21 protein-coding genes and 5 tRNA genes are annotated in these 25,594 nt (G+C 42.5%); 15 read left to right on the forward strand and 11 right to left on the reverse strand.

Annotated features, from left to right (window positions below):
• The first annotated feature begins 198 nt into the window (after positions 1-198).
• The gene (locus MTF70_RS15415; protein ID WP_054576742.1) at positions 199-732 is read left to right on the forward strand and encodes a lipocalin family protein; all 534 of its coding nucleotides are present in this window, start codon (positions 199-201) and stop codon (positions 730-732) included.
• Between the two features lie 207 nt (positions 733-939).
• Here MTF70_RS15415 and MTF70_RS15420 read toward each other — a convergent pair whose 3' ends face one another.
• The 5 genes from MTF70_RS15420 to MTF70_RS15440 form a co-directional block, all read right to left on the reverse strand.
• A complete protein-coding gene (locus tag MTF70_RS15420; RefSeq protein ID WP_205460992.1) occupies positions 940-1,935 on the reverse strand; it encodes a succinylglutamate desuccinylase/aspartoacylase family protein in 996 nt (331 codons plus the stop codon).
• Positions 1,936-2,045: 110 nt separating this feature from the next.
• Positions 2,046-3,578 (reverse strand): putative basic amino acid antiporter YfcC, encoded by a 1,533-nt coding sequence (yfcC, locus tag MTF70_RS15425; protein WP_205460993.1) that lies wholly within the window; start codon positions 3,576-3,578, stop codon positions 2,046-2,048.
• Positions 3,579-3,790: 212 nt separating this feature from the next.
• Positions 3,791-4,111, reverse strand: coding sequence for a cytochrome c (locus MTF70_RS15430; RefSeq protein WP_017633643.1), 321 nt, complete (start codon positions 4,109-4,111; stop codon positions 3,791-3,793).
• Positions 4,112-4,189: 78 nt separating this feature from the next.
• Positions 4,190-5,194, reverse strand: coding sequence for a low-specificity L-threonine aldolase (ltaE, locus tag MTF70_RS15435; protein WP_205460994.1), 1,005 nt, complete (start codon positions 5,192-5,194; stop codon positions 4,190-4,192).
• Positions 5,195-5,216: 22 nt separating this feature from the next.
• The gene (locus tag MTF70_RS15440; protein WP_151515526.1) at positions 5,217-5,732 is read right to left on the reverse strand and encodes an NUDIX hydrolase; all 516 of its coding nucleotides are present in this window, start codon (positions 5,730-5,732) and stop codon (positions 5,217-5,219) included.
• 269 nt (positions 5,733-6,001) lie between these two features.
• On the opposite strand from MTF70_RS15440, the gene MTF70_RS15445 reads away from it, so the two are divergent.
• From MTF70_RS15445 to dld, 6 genes are all read left to right on the forward strand, one after another.
• Positions 6,002-7,663, forward strand: coding sequence for an ATPase RavA domain-containing protein (locus MTF70_RS15445; protein ID WP_054576741.1), 1,662 nt, complete (start codon positions 6,002-6,004; stop codon positions 7,661-7,663).
• Between the two features lie 9 nt (positions 7,664-7,672).
• Entirely contained in the window at positions 7,673-9,127 is a 1,455-nt protein-coding gene (gene viaA, locus MTF70_RS15450; protein ID WP_033907023.1) for an ATPase RavA stimulator ViaA, read from the forward strand.
• 203 nt (positions 9,128-9,330) lie between these two features.
• Positions 9,331-9,404, forward strand: a tRNA-Cys gene (locus MTF70_RS15455).
• A gap of 37 nt (positions 9,405-9,441) precedes the next feature.
• Positions 9,442-9,517 (forward strand) — tRNA-Gly (locus MTF70_RS15460).
• Positions 9,518-9,756: 239 nt separating this feature from the next.
• The gene (locus MTF70_RS15465; RefSeq protein ID WP_047101034.1) at positions 9,757-10,659 is read left to right on the forward strand and encodes a LysR family transcriptional regulator; all 903 of its coding nucleotides are present in this window, start codon (positions 9,757-9,759) and stop codon (positions 10,657-10,659) included.
• A 382-nt stretch (positions 10,660-11,041) separates the two neighbouring features.
• On the forward strand, positions 11,042-12,748 hold the full coding sequence (gene dld / locus MTF70_RS15470; protein WP_042520979.1) for a D-lactate dehydrogenase: 1,707 nt from the start codon (positions 11,042-11,044) through the stop codon (positions 12,746-12,748).
• A 140-nt stretch (positions 12,749-12,888) separates the two neighbouring features.
• On the opposite strand, the gene MTF70_RS15475 is transcribed toward dld, so the two are convergent.
• From MTF70_RS15475 to MTF70_RS15490, 4 genes are all read right to left on the reverse strand, one after another.
• Complete coding sequence (locus MTF70_RS15475) at positions 12,889-13,197, reverse strand: AzlD domain-containing protein (RefSeq protein ID WP_017820198.1); 309 nt, start codon at positions 13,195-13,197, stop codon at positions 12,889-12,891.
• Positions 13,194-13,925: an AzlC family ABC transporter permease gene (locus MTF70_RS15480; protein ID WP_054865294.1), complete on the reverse strand. Its 732-nt coding sequence runs from the start codon at positions 13,923-13,925 to the stop codon at positions 13,194-13,196. The genes MTF70_RS15475 and MTF70_RS15480 overlap by 4 nt, the downstream gene beginning before the upstream one ends.
• A 311-nt stretch (positions 13,926-14,236) precedes the next feature.
• Positions 14,237-15,466, reverse strand: a complete 1,230-nt coding sequence (alr, locus tag MTF70_RS15485) for an alanine racemase (RefSeq protein WP_205460995.1) — start codon at positions 15,464-15,466, stop codon at positions 14,237-14,239.
• Between the two features lie 201 nt (positions 15,467-15,667).
• Positions 15,668-17,299 carry a methyl-accepting chemotaxis protein gene (locus MTF70_RS15490; protein ID WP_005375988.1) on the reverse strand — a complete coding sequence of 544 codons (1,632 nt, stop codon included), beginning with the start codon at positions 17,297-17,299 and terminating at the stop codon, positions 15,668-15,670.
• 550 nt (positions 17,300-17,849) lie between these two features.
• On the opposite strand from MTF70_RS15490, the gene MTF70_RS15495 reads away from it, so the two are divergent.
• The 4 genes from MTF70_RS15495 to MTF70_RS15510 all read left to right on the forward strand — a co-directional run bounded on the left by MTF70_RS15495 (position 17,850) and on the right by MTF70_RS15510 (position 20,262).
• Positions 17,850-17,936 (forward strand) — tRNA-Leu (locus MTF70_RS15495).
• Positions 17,937-17,972: 36 nt separating this feature from the next.
• Positions 17,973-18,046 (forward strand) — tRNA-Cys (locus MTF70_RS15500).
• A 307-nt stretch (positions 18,047-18,353) separates the two neighbouring features.
• Positions 18,354-19,877 carry an alpha-amylase gene (gene amyS, locus MTF70_RS15505; RefSeq protein ID WP_205460996.1) on the forward strand — a complete coding sequence of 508 codons (1,524 nt, stop codon included), beginning with the start codon at positions 18,354-18,356 and terminating at the stop codon, positions 19,875-19,877.
• A 130-nt stretch (positions 19,878-20,007) separates the two neighbouring features.
• Positions 20,008-20,262: a hypothetical protein gene (locus MTF70_RS15510; protein WP_005375990.1), complete on the forward strand. Its 255-nt coding sequence runs from the start codon at positions 20,008-20,010 to the stop codon at positions 20,260-20,262.
• A gap of 74 nt (positions 20,263-20,336) precedes the next feature.
• On the opposite strand, the gene MTF70_RS15515 is transcribed toward MTF70_RS15510, so the two are convergent.
• Positions 20,337-21,125, reverse strand: coding sequence for a lipase (locus tag MTF70_RS15515; protein ID WP_005375991.1), 789 nt, complete (start codon positions 21,123-21,125; stop codon positions 20,337-20,339).
• A gap of 69 nt (positions 21,126-21,194) precedes the next feature.
• Positions 21,195-22,124 (reverse strand): CHAD domain-containing protein, encoded by a 930-nt coding sequence (locus MTF70_RS15520; RefSeq protein WP_025767733.1) that lies wholly within the window; start codon positions 22,122-22,124, stop codon positions 21,195-21,197.
• 305 nt (positions 22,125-22,429) lie between these two features.
• On the opposite strand from MTF70_RS15520, the gene MTF70_RS15525 reads away from it, so the two are divergent.
• The 4 genes from MTF70_RS15525 (at position 22,430) to MTF70_RS15540 (ending at position 25,590) form a co-directional block, all read left to right on the forward strand.
• Positions 22,430-22,509: transfer RNA gene (locus MTF70_RS15525), tRNA-Leu, on the forward strand.
• Between the two features lie 400 nt (positions 22,510-22,909).
• A complete protein-coding gene (locus MTF70_RS15530; protein WP_180769564.1) occupies positions 22,910-23,797 on the forward strand; it encodes an HTH domain-containing protein in 888 nt (295 codons plus the stop codon).
• 4 nt (positions 23,798-23,801) lie between these two features.
• The gene (locus MTF70_RS15535; protein WP_193246494.1) at positions 23,802-24,659 is read left to right on the forward strand and encodes a hypothetical protein; all 858 of its coding nucleotides are present in this window, start codon (positions 23,802-23,804) and stop codon (positions 24,657-24,659) included.
• A complete protein-coding gene (locus tag MTF70_RS15540) occupies positions 24,622-25,590 on the forward strand; it encodes a hypothetical protein (RefSeq protein ID WP_238959031.1) in 969 nt (322 codons plus the stop codon). The genes MTF70_RS15535 and MTF70_RS15540 overlap by 38 nt, the downstream gene beginning before the upstream one ends.
• Positions 25,591-25,594 lie beyond the last annotated feature (4 nt).

The raw sequence follows: 25,594 nt of genomic DNA on the forward strand, positions 1-25,594 counted from the left end.
TACAAGCATGGTCAGCTTGTAAGTCAAAAATAGAGCAATCTTGTTATCGATTTGCAGAGATGACGAGGTTTCGGTGTTCAGCGCGCTATTGATGATGAAGAATTGTGATGTGTACCTATGAGGGCGATGGTGCGGCTTAGTGATCGATTTGTTATCTTCTAGAGTAAAATCAATCACTAATTAAAATTTAGGTGTTGTATGAAATCGATAAAAATATTTTTACTTTTGTCACTTGCAACTTTATTTGGTTGTACCTCGAAGCCGGATGGGGTGGAACCCGTCAATAATTTCGATTTAGAGCCATATCTAGGTAAGTGGTACGAAATTGCACGCCTAGACCATTCATTTGAGCGAGGCTTATCCAACGTTACCGCTGAGTATCAGGTTCGCGAGGATGGTGGGGTTAAGGTGATAAACCGTGGATATTCCGAAGAAGAGCGACAGTGGTCAGAAGCTGAAGGCAAAGCTTATTTTGTTGAAGATAAAACGGTTGGACACTTAAAGGTTTCCTTTTTTGGGCCAATATACTCTTCTTACATTGTTTTTGAGCTAGGTGAAAACTATGACTATGCGTTTGTTTCCGGTTACAACCACGACTATTTGTGGCTATTGTCTAGAACGCCTAACGTTGATGAGAGAGTAGTGGAGCGCTTTAAGTACGTAGCTAAAGAGAAAGGTTTCGCTATCGACGAGCTCATTTTTGTTGAACAAGAGAAACAAAGACAGCTTTAAGTTCATCAGCGTGGCTGAAAAAGCGGACAGAGGGGCAGCTTCCTAATTAAGAGCTCAGTTTGTCATTTCGCTTAACAGTAATTTGTTACCGCGTAACTTAATGTGGTCAAAATGGATATAGCCCCATCATTTGTGATTACTCGTGATGGGGCTTATATAAATTTGAGTGAGCGTCGAAAGGTTGCTCTATCAACAAACGGTTATGGTTTACTTAATCAAACGAACGATCAGGGAACCTGGTGCTCGAATAGATTCAACATTGTGGCTAAGTACTGTGCCGCTTGTTGGGGCGGTGTAGCGTTTAATCTCAGCGCCAAAGCTGTCGTATTGAATCGCAAGAAGTTGGCCTTGCTCGACAAAATTCATCAAACTGACATGAGGCAGTACAAAGCCGCCGTGTGTCGCTTTTACACTGACGATTTCGTTTCCTTCCAAGCATGACGTAATAGGGTCCATATCACCTTCAACAATGTTATGCTTTTTCAGCACATTAAAAATGCCTGTTACAGTTCGACTGATAAGTTCTTGCTCGGTGTATCGCCCCATACCTACTTCAACTGTAATGCTTGGGACATCATGGTTATTCCAAACCGTTTCAAGGACGCCAGCATCTCCAGGATCATTTAAAATCGCATCAGGATTAATGAGACGAGCCATTTCTAATGATTGCTCGATTCGGAAATCTGCAAACACGTAAAGTGGATAGGCCGCACCACTGGTTTGAGTGTGAAGGTCAATGGCTAAATCAGCATTTGGCTTGAGCAAATCATTCCACAATGCATATAAGTAACGTTGGGCCTCATTGCCGTTTTGGTCACCAGGAAAAAAGCGGTTTAAGTTTGCAGGAGACGCGTCAGGGTCTGCGGAATAGAAATCGCGGCTGTGGTTTAGCATACCTGGCATGTTAATGGTTGGAACAATAGTGACAGTACCAGCGACTTCAGTGCCGATGAGCTCTCGAGCAGTTTTCTGCGCTGCTAACACACCATTGTACTCATCACCATGAACCCCTGCGGTAATCATGATCTTCTTGCCAGGTTTTTCACCTTTGAACACTAGCACAGGTAGGTGTTGCCACTGAGAGAGAGCATTCGTTGCGATGCGAAACCAAAACTTATGCTCGCCCGAATTTAGGTCTGCTACATTGAGAGATTGAATCACTTGATGACCCTGAATCATGTCATCGAGAAATTGTGTTGCCATTAAAGTTACCACTCCAAAACCATAAGCTAATCTAAAACCTTAGCGTCGTCATACCATGAATATTAATAAGGCGAGAACATGTCTCGCCTTAATTACCAATTGGTTTCGTTTTACGCAAAACCCATAATATGAGCTGCGATAACGACGATACTTGATAGGGTAAAGAGTAATAGAATAAATCGCCAGCAGAATTTTGCCCAGTCACCCCAGTCGATACGGCAGACACCAAGCGTTGCCATGAGAGATGCCGAAGTAGGGACGATAACGTTAGTAAAGCCATCGCCAAGTTGGAATGACAAAACTGCCACTTGGCGCGTAACGCCTGCAATGTCTGCCAGAGGGGCCAGTAGAGGCATCGTTAGTGCCGCTTGTCCAGAGCCCGAAGTGACGAAGAAGTTGAAGATAGATTGGAATACATACATTAACCATGCTGCAGCTACGTCAGGAAGCCCACTGATCACGCCGCCAGCACTGTTTAGAATTGAGTTCAGTACACTCGCTTCATCAGTTGTACCACCACCAAGGATCAACAATACCCCTTTTGCACAACCCACTAATAGGGCAGGTGCAAGCATAATAGCTGCACCTTCTTTAAATGCATCAGCTGCGCAGTTTAGCGTCATACCGTTTAGGCGGAAAATCGTACCGATGATCGCGACAACAAAGCCCATAGTGAAAAATTGAGAAGCGATTTCTGGGATGTACCATGCGTTAGCGACTACGCCCCAAACGACCCACACCGTGGTCGCAATAACCGTAAGGATAACGAGTGTGTCACCTAGGTTCCAACGAGAATCTTGATTGCCAAGCTCTTGCTGACGGAAATACTGGTCTGTGCGATGGCTGTAAGAAAGTTTAGGATTTGACTTCACACGAGCGGCGTAGATCATTGTGAAAGCGATACCGATTAACGTAAAGCCAGCCCATAACCCCATGCGCACTGTCATGCCGGATAAAACAGGTACACCCGCAATGCCTTGCGCAATAGCGACGGAAAAAGGGTTCATCCAAGAAGTAGCGAAGCCAATTTGAGTCGCAACATAGGTAACCATCACCGTAGTGATACCATCATAACCAAGGCGAACCATAAGCGGCGCGATAATAATCGCAAATGCTACGGCTTCTTCACCCATACCAAATACCGCACCGCCTAGCGAAAACAGCAAAAATAGCACTGGAATGAATAGCGCTTCGTTACCTTTGGTCTTATCGATAAGGCGCAGGATACCGTTATCGATAGTGCCTGTACGCATTACAACGCCGAAAGCACCGCCGATAACCAACATGAACATAATCACGCCGATTGCGCTGCCCCATTTAGAGCCAGAAACTAGACCTTCGAAAGGGAAGTTCATCAGACCAATGCCACCACCAGAAGCAAACAGGCCAACTGTGTTGTAAACCAACTCACCGTTTTCGTCGGTTGCATAAGAGAAAGAAGAAGGATCGATAACTGTGCGAGTTTTTTCTGCACCGTCGACCATGTAGGTCACCTGTTGGCTATCAAAATGACCAGCAGGAATTAAGTAGGTAAGAATCGCAGCAAGAATACCAACAATGAAGATCAAAATGAGGGTATCTGGCATCTGCCACGACTTAGGGGTAGCAACCGAGTCTGCTGGTTGCGCATGTGTGTGAGACATAACTTACTTCACGTCAAATTCAATAAAGCATGAAATATCGATAAAATAGAATAAAAAGTCAATATTAATGCTTATGTTGAACTATAAATTCATCAAATATTTGAAGTGAAGTTAATTTGATTGTTTTGTGGTCAAATGTTGGGTTAATATTTCAATATGCGTTGAGTTTGGATGATTCACGAGCTTTCATAGTACATCTACAGGTGATCTAATCACTTGATTTCTGTCTGTTCTGCATAAAAAGCAGCGACATCACGAAGGTCTTCATCATTTAACATTTTTAACTGTGCTGCCATCATTTCTGCAAGTGGCCCTTTACGCTCACCGGCTTGATAAGATTTCATTGCATTGTAAAGGTACTGAGCATTTTGACCAGCAAGGCTTGGATAGGTGTTGTTCGTTGCGATGCCTGTAACACCGTGACAATAGACACAGCTAGGTGATTTGATTTTACCTTTATCAGCATCACCAAACGGCTCGGCATGGATAGCGGAAGAGAAAATAAAAGAGATTAGAAGTACAAATCTGAGCATGGAGGTTATCTATTCGCTAAAAATCATGCCGATACAATAAAGCTTCCCCTTAGGGGAAGCTCAATGATCAAAATCAAATTAAAGTAGAGATTTTATACTTGATAAGAAAGTGTCGATGCCTTTCGCTGAAATATCTTTATGAGTTACAAAACGAATTGGATTTCCAGGGGTTATCGTGATGTTTTGTTCCTTTAGTTTCGCAGCGATACTTACTATGTCCACTTGAGGAGCAAGCTTCGCGAACACGATGTTCGTTTGAACAAATTCAGGGTTGACTGAAAAACCAGGCAGTTCTGCTAAACCTTCCGCTAAGGTTTTTGCGTTGATGTGATCTTGTTTTAGCTGTTCCACTTGTTCGGTAAGGGCAAGTTTGCCTGCTGCGGCAAGAATACCCGCTTGACGCATACCACCGCCGACCATCTTTCTTAAGCGACGTGCTTTTGCGATGTAGTCTTTGCTACCAAGCAGTAGCGAGCCAACAGGGGCAGCCAGACCTTTCGACAGACAGATCGTCATTGAATCAAAGTACTGACCGATCTCTTTTACCGGAACATCAAGTGCAACGGCTGCGTTAAAAACGCGAGCGCCATCTAGATGCATCTGCAAGTTATGTTTATTCACGAAGTCACGTGCTTCTGCTAAGTAAGACAGAGGTAGTACTTTACCATTAATTGTGTTTTCTAAGCTGAGAAGCTTAGTGCGAGCAAAGTGACAATCATCTGGTTTAATCGCAGCAGCCAGTTTATCAAATGGTAGCGTGCCATCTGGGTTATTTTCGACTGGTTGAGGTTGAATTGATCCCAAAACCGCCGCGCCACCAGCTTCGTATTTGTAGTTATGTGCTTGTTGCCCACATAGATATTCATCTCCCCGCTCGCAATGCGCCATTAAACCGAGCAGATTGGCTTGAGTGCCTGAAGTGGTAAACAAAGCTGCTTCGAAACCAGCAAGCTGCGCAGCAAATTTTTCAAGCTCATTGACCGTAGGGTCATCACCATAAACATCATCCCCAACGGGGGCCTTAAACATGGCTTCTCGCATGGCTTGGGTGGGCTGTGTAACGGTATCTGATCGAAAATCCATGAATGTCTCCTTGGTCAAAGTCCTAAATATATCCGCAAAGGCGCGCTTTGCTTAAGCAAGCGATCGTTTTGGCATCGGTGATCGAGCCATCGACAATCTTTTCTTCGAGTTGCTTGATTGACAAGGTGACGACCTCAATCACTTCGTCTTCATCGCACTCGTAACGGTTTGTTTTGTTGAGCTTTTCGGCAACAAATAGATACTGTATCTCATCACAAAATCCGGCAAGAGGGGTGACTTGGCCGAGAGACGTGAATTTCTCTGCACTAAACCCAGTTTCTTCCTCTAACTCTCTTTTGGCGCAGCAGAGTGGCTCTTCGTTGCCTTCTCTGGTACCAGCAGGAAGTTCCAATAGCCATTTATTAAGTGAAGGCCGAAATTGGTGGACAAGGACAATGTGACCTTCCGCTGTAATAGGGAGAATCACCGCAGCACCCGGATGATGGATTGTGGTGTGCGTAATTGCCTGTCCTGTAGGAAGCACAACGTCTTCTTCAATCAGAGAAATTTGCTTCCATTTATGAATTATCTTGCTCATGCAGTTATGAACCCTAGCTGTTACCGCATTTTTGACGTTTTTCGACATTAACCACAAATGGTGGGAAACAAAAGCAAAAAATACTGCAACACGACGAAAGCGTTTGCACTTTAAGTGAGCAATGTCTCATAAATGGAAACTTTGATTGCTTCGTCAAGAAGGGGAAAAGCATCTGCTATAAGGGGAATTCGACAAAATACATTTGTAACAAAGTTATAACAAGTGTATAAAAATGTTAACGCAATACCACTTCAGTAGCCGGAGAACGTATGACACAAACCTTATTTGCCTCAAATGCCGAAAAAGCGCTTCTCTCAGAACGCATCAATAAATTGGCGAAAGCGTTAACGGATGGCGTTTATGAGCGTGAACATACGATCAAGCTCTGCCTTCTTGCTGCACTTGCTGGTGAAAGTGTTTTTCTTTTAGGCCCCCCTGGTATTGCAAAAAGCTTAATTGCCAAACGACTCATCCAAGCGTTCGATAACAGCAGTTACTTCGAATACCTGATGACGCGCTTCTCAACCCCTGAAGAGGTGTTTGGGCCACTGAGTATCCAAGAGCTAAAAGACAACGGCCGTTATGTTCGCTTAACTAAAGGGTATTTGCCAACTGCACAAGTCGTATTTTTGGATGAAATCTGGAAGGCGGGGCCTGCAATTCTTAACACATTGCTGACAGTGGTTAATGAGAAAACATTCAAAAATGGCAGCGATATCGAGCGTGTGCCAATGCGCCTGTTGGTATCGGCTTCCAATGAATTACCCGATGAAGATAGTGGATTGGATGCCCTCTACGACCGCATGTTGGTGCGTGTGTTTGTGAATCGAATTCAGAATAAACAAAACTTTAAGTCGATGTTGACTGTGGGCACATCGCAAGAGGCACAAGTACCAGAAGGCCTAGCGATAACTGATGAAGAATATCATCAATGGCAACAACAGCTCGACAAATTGACGCTAACCGATAATGCATTCGAAAAGCTTTTCCAGCTTAAAACGATGTTAGAAAGCAAAGTTGAAGCTCAGTTTGGTGATGTGGCCAATACCGACATGTATGTCTCTGACCGCCGCTGGAAGAAAGCCGTGAAGTTGTTAAAAGCGAGCGCGTTTTTTAATGGTCGCGATGAAATCAATCCGCTTGACCTTCTACTGCTGCAAGATTGTTTATGGAACAGTCCTGAATCGCGAGATGTGGTACGTGAAGTGGTTCAAGAGTTCGCCTTAAAACATGCATTTGATCAACAAGACGCGGAGCAGGAAATCGAGTACTGCCGTGAGTCTTTGGTTGATGTTCAACATGAACTTGAAGATGCCTACCGCATGACGTTAACGTCTGAAGCGGCAACGGGTATTTTGCGCAAAGAAACCATGCGCTTTGATACCTCTAAAGCCAAGATGTACAAAGTTGGCGCAGCCGTTAACTTAGTTAAATTGGTGGTCTTGCAAAGCAACATGTCGGTTTCAGAATCAGAAAAAGGTGATAGCCGCTGGGTTTATGTACCCAAAGATGAGTTAGATCGAGTCATTAAAGAGGGAAGCGGTGATGTGTATGGTTACGTCAATCAAAACACCAACATGTGCCGTTTACGATTTGACGTTGACGCGGCGAATAACCTAGTTATCCGTGATATCGCGAACCGAGGCATTCTGGTTAGCCTAGTGACTCAAGAGGGCTTGGATGTAGAGCTTTACCAAAAGTGGTTAACGCAGAGCGAAAAAGCCGTAAATCAGCTTAGTGAGGCAGAACACCATATGCGTAAGGTGAAAGCGAACTTTCATGATGCGCTTCCGCATAGCTTTGTTGATCCTGAATTACCCCGCCTAATGGAGTCGAGTCTGCAACAGGTCAGTCAGAGGCTTGAATCAATCCAAGCAGAAAGTGAAAAAGTTATCCAACGCTTTAAAAACTTAAATCAGTTTTTCTCATAAGGAGACGACATGCTAGGTGCAGACGGACTTAACCTCGCGCTGATGGTGGCCGACTCCGGCATCATCGATAGCGCAGTTAATGATTTGATGGCTCGTTCACAAGTCATGATGATGGCAGAAAACCGAGGTGTTAAATCTTCGGTCAAAGGTCACTTGTTAAAGTGGCGAGGCAGCGTTAAAAAACGGATCACCAAGGTATGTGAGACAGAGCGTTTCCAACAAGAGCTGTCTTTATATCAAGAGGTTATTCATTGGGATGAAGAGGCGTTTTTTGAAAACATCGAAGATGTGATTAAAAAGCTGGAATGGCACTCTGCGTTTTACATGCAAGCTCGCCGAATGATGGAAAAGAACAAAGGGATGAATAACCCTATGTTCCCACATTACTTTTGTGACCAATGGTACCAAAGCCTCACCGATGCAATAAAACAAGCGCAAGTAAGCGAGCTTGAAGCCAATAAAGAAAAGGTGCTGAATGACCTGTATCAACGTATGGAAACCATGCGTAATATGGATAAAGTCACGGAGTCGGGTGATGCTGAAAGTGTAGGGCGCCTGTGGGATATGGCATCTGCCAAGTTGAGTAAAACAGACTTAACGGTGATGAAGCGCCATGCTGAGTTTCTGAAGAAGCACCAAGGCTTGCAAGAAATTGCGGAGCAACTCGGTCGTATGGCGGGGCAAGTAAATGATCCTGAACTAAATCGTGCGCCCACTGAAGAACTTCAATTGGTCGAAGAGAAAAGTGATGAGGCGACGGATGATATTGTTGGTATTCACGAAAGCGATGATCTAAATAAGCTACTTCCCAACGAAACGATGTTTTTGGCGTATCCTGAACTTGAAGTTGTATTCTATAAACACTTAGTTGATAAAAGGCTCATGAACTATCGTACACAAGGCAAATCGCGCACGTTACGTAAAGTTAAAGCTCACCGACCTGACCATAAAGCGGTAGATATCGAAAAAGGCCCCTTCATTGTTTGTGTGGACGCGTCCGGTTCCATGAGTGGCTTTCCTGAGCAATGCGCCAAAGCCATGGCTTATGCTCTGATGCAAATCGCACTAGCGGAGCAACGTGATTGCTATGTCATTATTTTTTCTACGGAACACATTACCTACGAACTAACCAAACAAGATGGTTTGCGCGAGGCGGCGGACTTTCTAACTTATAGCTTCCATGGTGGTACAGACTTAGAGCCAACTTTGATTAAATCTATCGACTTGATGAGCGGTGATAAATATAAAAACGCAGACATGGTAGTCATTTCCGACTTTATCGCGCCAAAACAACAAGACGAGTTACTGGCCAAAGTGGATGCGCTCAAAGCGAAGAAAAACCGTTTTCACGCGATTAGCTTATCGAAATACGGAAATCCTGCATTAATGTCGATGTTTGATCACACTTGGTCTTATCACCCTAATGTTGTGGGAAGATTGCTAAAAAGGGTCAGCAACTATTAAACGCCTTAATGTTTCATGGGACAAAACGAACTGAAAGCTAGATTTATATTGCTTCGTTTTAAGCCAATAAGATCGAACTTTGGTCGAATTGACTTAAAAGAAATCAAACAAACAGAAAATGAAATATTTTTGTTTGACTATCTTCTCTCAATCCGTAAAGTAGCCACCAACGCAACGGGGTAGAGCCCTGAAGCGTAATAAAAGGCGCCTTGGCAGAGTGGCTATGCAGCGGATTGCAAATCCGTGGACCTCGGTTCGACTCCGGGAGGCGCCTCCATTATTCTTTTGAGAGCGAATGGCTTTCGAGAATAAATGCGACACTAGCTCAGTTGGTAGAGCGCAACCTTGCCAAGGTTGAGGTCACGAGTTCGAACCTCGTGTGTCGCTCCAAATTATTCAGATATGGCCATGGCGGTATCTCGATGCCAAGTGCATCAACTTAAAACCAGCGAAAGCTGGTTTTTTTGTATCTGAAGACTGATAAATTCACACCATCTCTTTTTCATTACCTGTGAGCTTAGCAACCCCATCTCTGTCACGAGTTTCTGATATTAAGTGTGATCCGATGTTTCGCACCTCAGCCAATTTCAGTTTACAATACGGGCTTCCAAAGGATTTGACGAAGACGCATGAGAAATACCGACGATTACATCATTTTTTATCACTTGATCGAGCAAGGTTCATTCAGTGCTGCCGCGAGACATATGTCACTGACTAAATCGGTCGTCAGTAAACGCATTGCTAAGCTTGAACAAGAGCTTGGTGTACAGCTTCTCTACCGAACAACGCGAACGCTAACGTTGACTGAAGCAGGACGAGCGTTTTTTACTCATGCAAAAGCGGTTTATCAAGCGGTGGCAACGGCGGAAGAATCCATTGTGGGTTTAGGTAAAAACTTATCTGGAAACATTAAAATTTCGGTGCCTACTATCTCTGGTGAATTAATTCTTCCTCAAGTGATTAATGAATTTAATCAGAAATACCCAGACATCAATATCGATATGGATCTAGATAATCGTTTCGTCGATATCGTGAATGAACGTTTTGATTTGGCAATTAGAACGGGTGTGTTGCCAGATTCTAGTCTGATTGCAAGAAAGCTGGTGGATGCGAATTGGATCATTTGCGCGTCACCCCAATACCTAGCTAAACATGGCATACCTAAACAACCTCAAGCCTTGGCTAAACACAATTGTTTAGTCTATTCCTACCAAGAAACCGGAGCGCATGAGTGGGCGTTTAAAGATGGAGACGAGGTATATCAAATCACCGTCGACGGTAACCTCTGTACCAACAATTCTTCTGTATTGAGAAATGTAGCGCTGTTAGGGCAGGGAATCATCTATGTACCGCGTGTATTGGTTTATGAAGACTTAAAACAAGGCAGTCTGATTCAGTTATTTAAAGACGAAACAGCCAAATGTTTGGGTATTTATGCGGTGTATCCCTACACTCGTCAGCAACCAGAAAAAATTAAGATCTTTATCGATCATCTATACTCAAGCTTTCAAAGTCAAAACCATCGATTTTAAGCCAATAACTCAACACCGATCGTTATATTGGTGTTGAGCTTATGTTTCCATCTTCATTTCTAAGAATCCTCTTAAATTTAGGGGCTTACGCTTCTCCTCGTTTTCTTCACTAATATTGATAACAAGATACCCCGCACAACTGTTAACAAATGGTTTTGCTATTGTTTCTTTTAAGAAACGGTCTGTTTCTTACATTAAATTTCTCAAATGTGAAAGATAAGTGACAGAAAAATAAAGAATTATTTTGTTTGTTGTTTATTGATTACGTATTGTTCGTCCGCCTGACATAGACGCAGAGAAATGGACTGCTTATAGTGGCTCAAACGCCATGCCTGCCGCTAAGCGGTGTTGTGAGCGAAGTACAATAACTAGAGATACGGATATGAAACAAAAGCAGCTGATTGAAGAATTTAAAACCATCGTGGGGGAAGAAAATGTTCTAACCGACGAGGTTAAAACGAAATATTACCGCTCGGGGTTTCGTTCGGGTAGTGGTAATGCGCTTGCTATCGTGTTTCCTAACACTCTTCTAGAACAATGGAAGATTATTAAACAGTGTGTTGAAGCAAACTGCATCATTATCATGCAGGCGGCTAAAACAGGTTTAACAGAGGGCTCAGCTCCGAGTGGTAATGATTATGATCGCGATGTGGTTGTGATCAATATTACCAAAATCAAGAAGATTCACTTATTAGATGGTGGTAAGCAGGCGGTTTGCTTGCCTGGTGCGAGCTTACACTCTTTGGAGAAAGAGTTGAAGGCAGTGAACCGAGCACCGCATTCTATCATCGGTTCTTCATCGCTAGGTGCAACTGTGGTCGGTGGTATCGCTAATAACTCAGGCGGTGCGCTAGTTAAGCGTGGTCCTGCTTATACGGAACTGGCGATCTACGCGCAGGTGGATAAGCAAGGCCAGTTACATTTGGTGAACCACCTTGGTATTGAAGGATTAGGTGAAACGCCAGAAGAAATTCTTACAAACCTGCAAGAAGGGAACTTTGACCCAGCGAAGATCATTCATGATGAGCGAATGGCATCAGACAAAGAATACGATGAACGTGTTCGAGACGTGACTTCTGACATTCCTTCTCGCTTTAATGCCGATGAACGCCGATTATTTGAAGCCAGTGGCTGCGCTGGTAAGTTGGGGGTTTTTGCCGTTCGGGTTGACAGCTACCCAGTCCCCGAAAAAGAGCAGGTTTTTTACCTTGGCACCAATGACCCTGCGAAACTAACGAAGTTGCGAAAAGACTTCTTATCTACGTTTGATAACTTGCCTGAGATGGGAGAATACTTGCATCGAGATATCTTCAACATGGCAGAGAAGTACGGCAAGGATGTGTTCTTATCCATCGACTTGTTAGGCACAGATAAGCTGCCAAAAATGTTCGCACTTAAAGCTAAGGTAGAAAACTTCTTAGAGCGCATCCCGTTTGTCAGTAAATATCTGCCAGACACCATTCTGTACTACGCGAGCAAGTTGTTCCCACAACATTTACCAGAGCGAATGCTGGATTTCCGTGACAAGTATGAGCATCACCTGGTATTGAAAATGAGTGATGGTGGTATTGCTGAAGCACAAAAATACCTCAAAGAAGTTTGGGCTGTTGAAGACGACTGTGATTTCTTCGAGTGTACGCCGGAAGAGGGTAAAAAAGCTTATTTACATCGCTTTGCAGCAGCAGGTGCAGCAATTCGTTACGAGACGATTCACCGAAAAGACGTAGAAGACATCGTTGCACTTGATATCGCTTTGCGACGTAATGATGAAGAGTGGCTAGAAACTTTGCCTGAAGAGGTAAGTAAGAACCTTGTTCAAGCGCTCTATTATGGTCACTTTATGTGTTACGTCTTCCATCAAGATTACATTTTCAAAAAAGGGACTGACACGAAGTTGATGAAAAAGCTGATGCTTGAGCACCTCAATAGCCGTGGTGCCAAATACCCAGCAGAACATAACGTGGGTCACTTGTATGAAGCCGAAAACTCGTTGCAGAAGTTTTACCACGAATTAGACCCAACCAATACCTTTAACCCTGGTATTGGCAAAATGGACAAATATAAGCGCAATTGTAACTGCTGTGCATAATGTGCTGCATCACCATGATTAATAATCGTTGTTCATCGTTAAAATGATGAGCATAAGATAAGCCCTGATGACACTTGTGACATCAGGGCTTTGTGTTTTGGGTCTTTTATTGATGATTGGTATCGGCTTTGAAACAACGACTAAAGAGCACGTACTGCAGCGGCAGCGATGATGCCTGCTGCGATTGCGGGTAGAGGCTTTTTCACGATGAACATGACAACGGCAGTAGAAAACAGTGCTGCTCTAGCACCATTATCACCCTCTACTGCTAGCGGAGCTAAAAGCGCAACCAGTACGGAACCTGACATCGCAGTAATGAAACGTTGAACCCGTTCGCTAATTGGAATGAATGACATAACATACACACCGCCCCAGCGGGTTATGAGCGTGACTAACGCCATAGCGATAATGATAAGCAGTGTGCCACCTAAGGTTGTTTCGATGTTCATGCTTTCTTCTCCTTCCAACAAGCACCCAAGACTCCGCCAGTAATGGCGCCAACCACTACGTGGCTATTCTCTGGCAAATACCAATACGCCAACATAGAAGAGGCTGCTGCTATGGCCCAAATTGCAAAGATTCTTAAGTCTTTCGGCCCAGCCACCACCATAGACAGCAGGAAGCATCCCATAACCATATCGAGCCCGAGGCCCACCGGATCTTTGATTGCGCTACCAAAATAAATGCCGATCCAGGTGCCCACAATCCAAAAAGACCACATCGCTAAGCCGCCACCAACAAGCAAGCCAAAGCCTGGTTCTTTTCTACCAAATGCATTGAGCGCCATTGCCCAGTTAGCGTCTGATGCTACCAGCATTACACCGTAACGTTTTGTTGGTGGGAGTTGTCGTAACCATGGATAAAGTGTGGCTCCCATCAAGAGGTGACGAGCATTAATAGCAAATACAGTAATAAGTACTGGAATGAGAGGGACTTCTGCTCCCCACATTTCTAACGTGGCAAATTGTGAAGCACCGGCGAAGACCAGTGTGCTCATCAACATAGTGGGAAATACATCTAGTCCAGTCTGTACCGCAGCAACACCGAAAGCGAGGCCAAATATGACCACGAACATAGAGAGGGGTAAAAGTTGGGTGAATCCGTTCCAGACGTCAAGCCGATTAAATTCGTGCAACTCAGCGGAGGAGCGTTGAAGATGTTGAGTATTTTCTGTCATAGAGATACCTAGCTAGCAGGCAAAGGGGCAGTGCCATACGAGTGTGTTTGTTATTCTTTTGTAAACTTCATGTTTAACATCAATTAGAGGGGCTTTCAAACACTAAGTGCTATATAAAATTGAGCCATCCAAGCGGCTTTAAGAAACAGAGTGTAGAGAGTCGCACTTGGTAGTGCTAAAGGAGATTAAAACAACAGAAATGGTAAGCTCTGTTTAATTGATAGAATCACGAGCTAGTACAGATTAGTAAATAAGAAAGAAAGCGAGCACGAGGCTCGCTTTTTCGCTCTGTTACGAATAACTGAATAGGTTTATTTTACGTAGACACGAGGGTTCGCGCTTCCCCAAACCGTGTATAGTTCAGGGAAGATGACTTCTGCGTGTTTTTCCATCTCAGCAGCTGAAATCGTTTTGCCTTGTTGGGAGCCAAACAAAACAACTTCAGAACCAGGCTCAACATCTTTGATACCTGTAACATCTACCATTGTAGTGTTCATTGAAGCAACGCCCGCAACTTTTGCACGTTGGCCATTGATCAGAACTTCTGCCGCATTCCCCATTTTTCGTGGGTAACCATCAGAGTAACCAACAGGAATGTTCGCCATTAAGCTTTCTTTGCTTGTTGTGTAGCTACTGTCGTAACCGACTGTGCTATTTTTTGGCAGGTGGTGAACGGATGCCACGCGTGTTTTGAAAGACACGATAGAAGGGTACTCAGGGTTAGTCGGTAGGTCTCCGTATAAAACGCCACCAGGGCGAACCATATCAAGCTGCGCCTCTGGAACATTAAGCGCGGTGTAAGAGTTAGCTACGTGCAGTAAAATGTTGTCGCGTTTTAGATTCGCTTCTTTAATCAGCCATGCAGAACTGTCTTTGAATGAAGCTAACTTTTGGCGCACGTCGTCTGCATTGTAGTTAGGGAAATGAGTCATGATACCAACAATACTAACGCCAGCTTGTTGAGCGATTTCTAGCGCTTCTTTCTTGCCCGCTTCTGTCGTCATATCAACACCATTACGTCCCATACCACCGTCGTTCAGAGCAAGGTGAACTTTGATTTCTTTACCAGCTTTCTCGGCTAGTTTAGACAGTGCTTTAGCTTGCTCTGCTGTGCCTATCAACTCTTCGACATTTAGGTCGATTGCGGCTTCAATCTCGCCAATATCCGCTGAGCGTACACGCATAAGTTGGCCTTTAAAGCCACTGTCGCGAACAGTTTGTGCTTCGGCGTTACTTGCAACGGCAACACAAGGAATTTGTTGTTCGATAATAGTCGGCATCAGGCCTGCGATACCATTGCCGTATGCGTCGGCTTTCATCACGGCACAAATTTTCGTTTTGCCATCCATGTGCGATTTAAACTGCTCAATATTATCGCGGAACTGACCTAAGTTTATTTCTAGCCAAGCGTTAGCACCTTGAACTTGCTCTGCTTTTGCTGCTGTATTGCTAATTTGAAGAGGAGCAGCAGTAGCTTGCATTACAGGAACCGCGATTGCAGCAGCGATAGTCAGTGATAGTAAGGTTTTATTTAAGCGCATAAAGTCTCCGTACGCGTTTTTTGTATTGGTTATGTTATTGAGTACTTGGGGAAAGTACCTGACGAAGTAAAACGCTCCAAGTGGTGCTTTGGAGCGTTTGTTAAGATAGTGATTTAATATATACCTAAATATACCTCAGTGATGACATTCAATTTAAGCAAATCGGGATTGATTTGATATCTACTAAGGTACCCACTGAGTTTAACTCAGTTTAAAGCGGCTCATTACATCTTTAAGAGAAATGGATAGCTGGCTTAGTTCGCGGCACGCCTGTGCGGTTTGCTCCGAGCCTTGCGAGACCTCTTGAGATGCTAAATGTATGTTTTCAATGCTGCGGTTAAGCTCTTCCGCAACGGAGTCTTGCTGGTTACAAGCCGTGGCGATTTGGGTACCCATGTCTGAGATGTCCGAAATCGAATGCTCAATGTCGCTCATCAGCTGTTTTGATTGAATGCCTTGTTCTGCACATTCTGAGATACTGGTTCTAGAAAGTTCAGTGGCTGATTTTGCGTCTTTTGCAAGTGATTGTAGCTGCTCAATGATCGAAGTGATTTCACTCGTTGAATCTTGCGTACGGCCGGCAAGAGTTCGAACTTCGTCTGCAACGACGGCAAAGCCACGACCAGACTCACCAGCACGCGCCGCTTCAATGGCTGCATTAAGTGCAAGTAGGTTGGTTTGATCGGCGATGTCGCGGATAACATCCACGATCACGTTAATTTTATTCGATTGCTGTTCAAGCTCAGCTACGGTATCGCCTGCAGCGCCAATTACGTTTGAAACTTCTTGAATCGCGTCAACCATACCTTGGGTTTCACGAACACCGTGTTGTGTGCGGCGGTTTGCTTCGTTAGCTTGGTTCGCTGAGTCTTCAGTGTTACGAGCAACATCGGCTACGGCCGCTTTCATTTCTGTCATTGCTGTTGCGATGTGCGTAATTTGCAGCTGTTGATCTTTCATACCAGACGCAGAAATATCGGAGATTTGGTTCATCTCTTCGACAGCGCTGCTTAACTGAGTAACTGCAGCAATCACGTTATCGATAACTTGGCGTAAGTCATCTTGCATCTTAGTGGTCGCGTCTGCCAGTTCACCAAGCTCATCATTGCCGATTGCTTTACGGTCAATGTCACTTGATAGATCACCTGTTGCGATAGCATTTGCTTGCTCAACAACAAGTTTAAGTGGGCCACAAATTAGGCGAGTCAGCACGTATGTCATGCCTACCATGATCAGTAGAATAATCACGTTACTTGCAATTGAAGAATTACTCAATCCATTTACAGAGGACAGGATATGAGTTTTGTTGCTGTCCATAGCTTCTTTAAGGAGACGGATTAGTTCGCCTAACTCTGAGTCAACCGCTTCGAAAGCAGACAAAGAGTTCGCCAAAATAGGGTGGGCCTTGCTTTTGTCGTTAGCTAGCATCGCTTCATTGTACTGGTCCATAGTAACCAAGTACTTTTTCCATTGACGCATAAGACGCTGGTAAGTTTGCTGCTCTTCGCCAGGCCAGATAGTTTCACCGTAAGCGTTGAGCTCTCTAGTGATCTTTTCGCGTTCTCTAATATTGTTAGAAATTTTAGTTTTGACTTGGTCTGCGTCTTCATAAGTGTACGCAGCAAATTGAGCTCGGCGCCAGCGAGACAAATGATCTCGAATCGAATCGACCCTTTCCATTGCAGGAAGCGTATCATCGGTATAGTTTAAAAGCTCAGATTTGATGCTTTTGAGCTCTGTAGATAAAAACACGCCAAATGCAATGTTGACGATGGCAATGAGTAAAAACGATAGCGATATCTTTTTCGCTATAGAAAGATTCTTGATAGACATTAGTGATATACCTTGTTTTTCTTATGTTGTGTCGCCAAAGTAAACCACATCCTTATATGTGATATATGTCCATTAAATTACTGCAACTCGTGTAACGTACCATTATTTATTGATATTTTCGATAATGAATTGAGCTTTGTTTGAAAATAAAAAAAGTCAATGATTTTATAAAGGTACGACCACATTCGATATAAAGTTATCAGTAACAAAATATGATGTTCTGTACGCAATCGTGCCAAGAGTAGGGAATTAAATTGTTACAGATGTTACAGCGGTGAAAAGATCAGCGTTCATAACGTGATAGTCGCGTGTTTACCTCGAAGCAGTTACGGACACTAGTATGCGTATGACTTCAGGGCTAATGAAAGGGAACGGGTGCTTATTGGTCTAATTGAATGCCAAATGTACTAGTCAGATCGCTTTTTAAGCACTTAAATAAAAAAGATAAAATTTATTGTTGACCAGATAAATTAATCCGTTAAAGTACGCCTCGTTCTCACGGCAAAGGTCGCTGAGACAGATGGTGTCTAACCCATCGCATAATTGCGTTGCCCTGGTGGTGGAATTGGTAGACACAAGGGATTTAAAATCCCTCGGCGTTCGCGCTGTGCCGGTTCAAGTCCGGCCCGGGGCACCATCAAAATCTTTGGTGACAGAGATACAATATCAGAAAGGCGCCTTGGCAGAGTGGCTATGCAGCGGATTGCAAATCCGTGGACCTCGGTTCGACTCCGGGAGGCGCCTCCACTATTTCGAAAGCCAGTCTTAAATGACTGGCTTTTTTCGTTTTTAGTCCGCCTTTTCGTAACCCTTCGCGCTTTCCTAAAGTCTCCCATGTTTTGATCACCATTCAATATTTTTAATGCGCTAATCATTGATTTTATAAATGTTAGACAACTCAATAATTGTATAGTGTGATTGGTGATAGTTTCTCTTCGATTGTAATCCGAACTTTTTGTATTACAGGCAGCAACCTAGCTAGCGTCATAGTTAGTATCGCTTGGTGCGTATATGCAGAAAGGAGGATTCTAGTCCTTAACGTGAGAGAAAAATAATGAAAACATTCAACCTTAAACCTACACTTTTACCCTTAACTTTGCTGCTCAGTTCGCCTGTAATGGCGGCACAAAATGGCACCATGATGCAGTATTTCCATTGGTATGTGCCAAATGACGGTGCACTCTGGACACAAGTTGAAAACAACGCGTCGGCACTATCTGATAACGGCTTTACTGCGTTATGGTTACCACCCGCCTATAAAGGTGCTGGTGGTAGCAACGACGTCGGTTATGGCGTTTATGATATGTACGATTTGGGAGAGTTTGATCAAAAAGGTTCGGTGCGCACCAAGTATGGCACCAAAGATCAGTACCTAAGCGCCATCAATGCTGCCCATAAAAACAATATCAAGATTTATGGCGATGTGGTGTTCAACCATCGCGGTGGTGCGGATGGAAAGTCTTGGGTTGATACCAAGCGAGTAGATTGGAACAACCGAAATATTGAACTTGGTGATAAATGGATTGAAGCGTGGGTAGAGTTTGATTTCCCTGGGCGCAACGACAAGTACTCAAACTTTCATTGGACGTGGTACCACTTTGATGGCGTGGATTGGGACGATGCTGGCGAAGAAAAAGCTATCTTCAAATTCAAAGGTGAGGGTAAGGTATGGGATTGGGAAGTTAGCTCGGAAAAAGGCAACTACGATTACCTTATGTACGCTGATCTAGACATGGATCACCCTGAAGTGAAGCAAGAGCTGAAAGACTGGGGCGAGTGGTATATCAACATGACGGGTGTGGATGGGTTTAGAATGGACGCGGTGAAGCACATCAAATATCAATACCTGCAAGAATGGATTGATCACCTACGTTGGAAAACAGGGAAAGAACTATTCACGGTCGGAGAGTACTGGAACTACGATGTTAATCAGTTGCATAACTTTATCACCAAAACTTCTGGCAGCATGTCTCTATTCGACGCACCGTTACATATGAACTTCTACAATGCGTCTAAATCGGGTGGTAGCTACGATATGCGTCAAATCATGGATGGTACGCTGATGAAGGACAATTCAGTCAAAGCGGTAACCTTAGTAGAAAACCATGACACTCAACCTTTGCAGGCTTTGGAGTCGACGGTTGATTGGTGGTTTAAGCCGCTCGCTTACGCGTTTATCTTATTGCGTGAAGAAGGCTATCCATCCGTGTTTTATGCAGATTACTACGGCGCGCAGTACAGTGATAAAGGGCATGACATCAATATGGTCAAAGTGCCTTACATTGAAGAGCTAGTAACACTGCGTAAAGACTATGCGTATGGCAAACAACATTCTTATCTCGACCACTGGGACGTAATTGGTTGGACTCGAGAAGGTGATGCAAAGCATCCACATTCAATGGCCGTGATCATGAGTGATGGACCTGGCGGCTCGAAGTGGATGTATACGGGTAAACCAAGTGCTCGCTACGTAGACAAGTTGGGTCTCCGAACTGAAGAAGTTTGGACTGATGCGAATGGTTGGGCTGAGTTCCCAGTAAACGGCGGATCTGTCTCGGTTTGGGTTGGCGTTGAATAATCCATTCCTGTGATTTTGATACAGAGTAGGCAATTCTTGATAAAACTCTTCAATGAATCAATGTGTTATTTGATATTCATTCGACAAATGAGTAACTTATAGTTGAGCATAATCTAGAGGAAGATAAAGAATGGAATCTATTGCTGATGTATTGGTTGTGGCTATTGTGTTCGGTGCCATATTTGGGGGCGGGATAATAAAGTTAATCTTGAACCATCGTAAAGAAGTAAGAGCGTTGGAGATATCTGAACGTAATACGATGAGCCGAGAAGAACAAGATAACCTTAACAAGCAAATTGGTGACTTGAAGCGACGTGTTGAAGTGTTAGAGCGAATTGTCACAGATAACAAATATCAACTTGAAAAAGAAATCGCCTCTCTGTAGATCACCACTTAATCGTAAAGCCGGCGAAGTCCGGCTTTTTGGTGTCTGTACGTCATACCTTTCGGATGTTTAACTCAGCGTTCATCAAAAAAGTCTTTGTCGCGAATGTATTTACTCATAAAGTGATAAGAGAACGGTCGCATTAACCAACTAAATAAGGAGCGCCCAAGCCGTATGAGCGTTGGGGTGTTCTCGTATATTCTCCCGTTATATAACCATAGCATTTTGCCTACATGCCAATACAAAAAAGGTACGGGCGGCATAAAGGTCACGATGTCGATGTCGCAACAAATCCTGTATGTTTTGTGCCCCAAACGGTAGCGTTTCTTAAACGTCCAATCTCCGACAGCGGGCTGTCCGAAAGTGACCACGCGTTTAATGCTTTTGGGGTATTTTTTCTCAATATAGTCAGCAAAAACACTGCCAATCGCGCCACCTGAAGAGTGGCCAGTAATAGTGATTCTTTTTCCCCTGAGAATAAGTGGTACAACGATACCTTCGAGGCGTTCGATCACGGTCAACCCTAACCGATCTTCATTCCGGCTCGGTAAACTTTCTTGGAACAACAGATGATAGAAACCCGCGTGAATGCGATAGTTTAGTCCCAACCTTCGACAACTTCTCGTCCACATCGCGAAGTTCAACAACCAATCACTGATACTGTGTGAGCCTTTAATCACTACGACCACTTCACTCTGTTTTTTACTCCAGAGCACGCGAATCATAATCTTACCGTGTTCATTTCTAATGACTCGTTGCCCATTAGGATCGAATCCATATTGAGTTTGTCTGAAGACGCGAGGGTAGGCGAGATTACAAAGCACCGCATAGCGCTCGTATTGGTATCGTTTTAATGGTTTCACGTTATCTTTCTTAGTGGAGCCCAACGATTGACTGTAATTAATGAATATTAAGAATACGTGAACCTTGATTTAGGGTCGGTAGAGATTTTGTGTATTGGAATCGCGAATGAAAGACTCAAACTGGCTTAAATGCGTCAAGATGGTTTGGCGAGAGAGTTCATGATGTTCGCTAAGTACGTTAATTAGCTTTTTCAAAGCCTTACGATCTTGTTTATTGAGATTTGCTGTTTCTTTGAGTTGTGCGAAAAATTCAATTTGACTTGAAGTGTCGTTAAAGTCACCGAGCTTGTCTTGCAATAGTTTTAGTTGTTTCACGTTGTTTTTGTGCTGTTGGGAAGGATAGAGCGTGGAAAATCCTTCTAACAAATAACGAAGCGCTTTGCACTTTATCCGCATCGAATGAATCACGCTGTCACGACTTTTGTCCGAGATTTTGCGTCGTGCTTTATCAACTTTTTTAAATTGAACGGAGATTTTTTGGCTTGCGAAAAGTAACGCAGGTACGTTGCTATCCACTGGTTCGTGTTGCGTACTTCGCAACATACTATTCCTGATCAAAGTGCAGTGCGTTGTGTATTCTTGTGTAGCTAGCCAACGCGTAACTTTTGCTTGTTCGTAAGCACGTTCAGATTCTATAAAGCAAAAAAGTTGCTCAAGAGACGATTTGTGATTTGGGAGCATTTCAATGTATTGGTTTTTGTCCAAGATAAATACGTCCAAATCACGCAGCTTGTTTGTTTTCTTCATCATTATTCTTAAATGAGGTTTCAAAATACGCTGTTCAAAAGGAGGGATCAGTTCGCGAAGTAGTGAGCATAGTGAGCGTATGCGCCTCAGTGTGACGCGATATTGGTGTGTATATTCAGGATCCAAGTCGTCGATGACTCCCTGCTCCAGAGAGCGTGCATAATCAAATTCAGTAAGGAAGAAGTGGGGCACTACGAAGTCGAGTTCGGAGTCGGCATGTAAGGGTAAGTGAAATGATGGTTTTCGAAACATGATGAGCGCTATTTTGTTCTCTGAAATACACGTTAAGTTTATACCCATACTGTTAACTTGCGCGATTTGTTGGCTCTTCATTGATATAAAATGAGAAGGTTAAAAGGCACGAAAGCAAAGCGTATTGATGATCAAATAAGCAAAATGATCGCCCTTTGTTCGTTAGAGTCGTCTTTTTAACCATTTGAATAAAAAAGACTAATTTTTTGTTGACCAGATAAATTAATCCGTTAAAGTACGCCTCGTTCTCACGGCAAAGGTCGCGAGATAGATGGTGTCTAACCCATCGCATGATTGCGTTGCCCTGGTGGTGGAATTGGTAGACACAAGGGATTTAAAATCCCTCGGCGTTCGCGCTGTGCCGGTTCAAGTCCGGATTTATCAAGCCAGCTTAATGCTGGTTTTTTTGTGCCTGAAATTCAGATAAACCTCTCCTCAGAATCTTTTCTCCTGTCTATCTCCTGTTCCCTGTGCAGATTTCCTGCGCAAGTTAAGTGCCAAGAATCTCCTGTGCTGAAGAGCTGTGCGTGAATTCCGTGCCAGCATACTCAAGGCTAAATTCCCGTGTTTCTCTTGTCTTAGTCCGGTCTGGTGGGGCGTGATGAAGCGGACGCGAAACCTAGTAAAAGTTTTTATGTAAGGGCTAGTGTCCACTGCCGGAATTTACTTTGGTCACGGACAATGCAAAAAGTATGATATCAACGATCTTTCAGTACTTTTGTTCGGCCTGATCTTGTCTGATGTGTTATGAATATAGTTGCTATAAAGAAAACAAGGACAAAAGTATGACGCTTCTTGAAAATATTTATGAGGTATTGGAGTCCGCTGACGTAGCCTTAACGGATAAACAAATAGAGGCGAAGTTGCGTGAACAAGAAGAATATAGGTCAAAGTCATCAAATTTGGTAACCCAGATAAGGGCCCGTTTGTATACGGATATCAAAGAAAAGCCCGTTAGTAAATTTGCTGTGCTTGCCCCGAATACATTTGGCTTAAGCTCTTGGCTAGATAGAAAGAACTATGAGCAATACGAGCCTAGGGAAAAGGAAATACACAAATCCCACCTAGATGAAGTCATTGCCGTCTTTGAGAGGAGTTTATTAAGTGAGTTGTTGCCTGGCAATGGACTAAGAACGATGGAACCTCCATTAGCTTGGTTTGCTTCAAACTGTCAGCCAATGTTACGAAGAGATGCAGAGCAATCTACTGAATATATTCAATTAGTAAGTTCATTTGTTATCACCAGTGGTTCGTCTATGTTCACTCACGTTAGATCTGGCCGAGCTCCAGAATCAAGGTTGAAGGGAGAAAAATCAATATTACTAGGGGGACATATTGAGTATGACGAAGTGATGCAGTTAAGTAGCGATATAAATTTCGATCTCTTTGAGCAAGCAAAATTATTTACAAGAGAATTAGAAGAAGAAGTAGAGCTAAAAACTAATAGCAATATGAAATTTATAGGTTGTATGTATGACGATAGCCGAACAGTAAGCTCTCAGCATTTATCTTTGTTACACCACGTCGAATTAAAAAGTCAAGATGTGATTGTTAAAGAAAAAGGATATCACATAAATCCAGAATGGATACCAATTGAAGAACTGAAAATAAAACGTGATGAGTTTGAAAACTGGTCTTCAGTTGTCATAAAAACAATATTTGATGTGGAATGAAAATATGATTGAAAGTATATTAAATATCAGAATTAGTATTAATAAATGGACGAGAGATAACCCTGTAGATTGGTATATCATTACGCTGTTATCTGCAGGTTTAATTTATTTTTTTAAAGATAGTGATTTTTCTATATCAATTAAATATTCTGATGTTGATTACAATGTTGAAAAATGGATTTTGATAACATTGTTAATTGTGGTTGTGTTTTTATTGTTTATAATTTTTAAAACTATCAATAATAGGTTTGTGAAAAAGTATAAAGATACACTTTGCGAAAAGGAAGGAATAATTAAAGATTTTCAAGAGGTTGGGTTGGTTAAAGCAGATCAGAGCATAGAGACTGGTATGGATGCTAAAACAATGCTTTCTAACGTCAATAGTAATTTTATGTTTTTAGGGACAGGTGCTAATAAGCTTACTTCACATCCCGAGCAGTTTAATGAACTTCTAAAGTGTGGGAGTGTGAAGTTTTTGGTTTGTGATCCAGAAAGTAAAGCGCTTGAGAAAATAAGCTCCAGAGCTAAAACTGATTATATAAACACTGTAAAAGCATCAGTGGAACGATTAAAGGAGTATGTTGATGATGGCCACGATTTGGAACTTAGACTTTATAAAGCTGATTTAATCGAACAAATGCCTATTTTTAGATTGGCTTTTTTTAATAAGAATCAATGCTTGTGTTCCTACAATTTCTTTAGTCCAGATACTAAAGATGGGACACAACTTCCACAATTGCATATTGTTCATCCTGAAAATTCAAAAAATCCAGAAAGCTTTTACTTCGCGTTTAATAAGTATTTTGAACGACTTTGGGAGCTAAATGAATGTAATACTTATACAGGTAAAAATAAAGAATAATATGTTAGACTATGATTTTACTTACTTAGGTTGTGGTAATAAAATTTCCGCTAAAAATCTTATAAATTTAGGTTTTATAGAAAATTACTCTAAACTTGAAAATGATTCTGAGTTTGCAAGATTATATGATAAAGATGTGGCTGTTTCGGTTGATACTGTTATGCCAATATCAAATTCTATTAAGTTGTATGTAGAATCGACATTTTATCATTGCGCAAATGATTTGTATTCATATGGAGTTATTCCTAAATATTGTACAATATCATTTGGATTTTATTTTGGTTTATCGGATTTAGAAAAGAAAGACATCGTCGAAGAGATGAATAAAGTTTTACGACTAGAGTCAGTTAGATGTGTTAATTTTCATTCTTATTTGTCAGATCAAACGTCTATTACTATGACTATTTTTGGAGAAAAAGACCTTGATGTTTTAGATTGCTCTAAGATAAATTCTGGAATGAAAATAATTTTAACAAAGCCAATACTTGATTATGGACTGGATCATGACTCTAGCGATAGTTGGGTACTAAGTACCTCCAATAAAATAGTTGTAGAATTGAAAAAAAGATATAATGTTATTTGTAAAGATGTTTCAGGTTTTGGACTTATTGGAAGTATTTTCCCCTTTCTATACGATAGCTCTTGTGGAGTAAAATTATATAAACATTCTGAATTTTATATTGGAGACAATAAAGAAGAACATTGTTCCTTTAGGCGAAATATTGAGTCTTTCTCTGATTATGTTTCAAGTGAAATTAGAGATGACTTTATGTTTAATAAAATGTTTATTGGTCAAACTAACGGTCCTGTGGTTATTTTTACTAATGACTGTGAACAAGTTCTTTCCTATCTATCTTTACATGACCTATGCCCAATCTTGATAGGGGAGGTAGTAACTAGTGGCAGTGATATCAAGATTGATTTTAAGTGAGGAT

Origin of the sequence: Vibrio sp. 2CM40D, from assembly GCF_023161825.1 — a bacterium.
GTDB lineage: Bacteria > Pseudomonadota > Gammaproteobacteria > Enterobacterales > Vibrionaceae > Vibrio > Vibrio alginolyticus.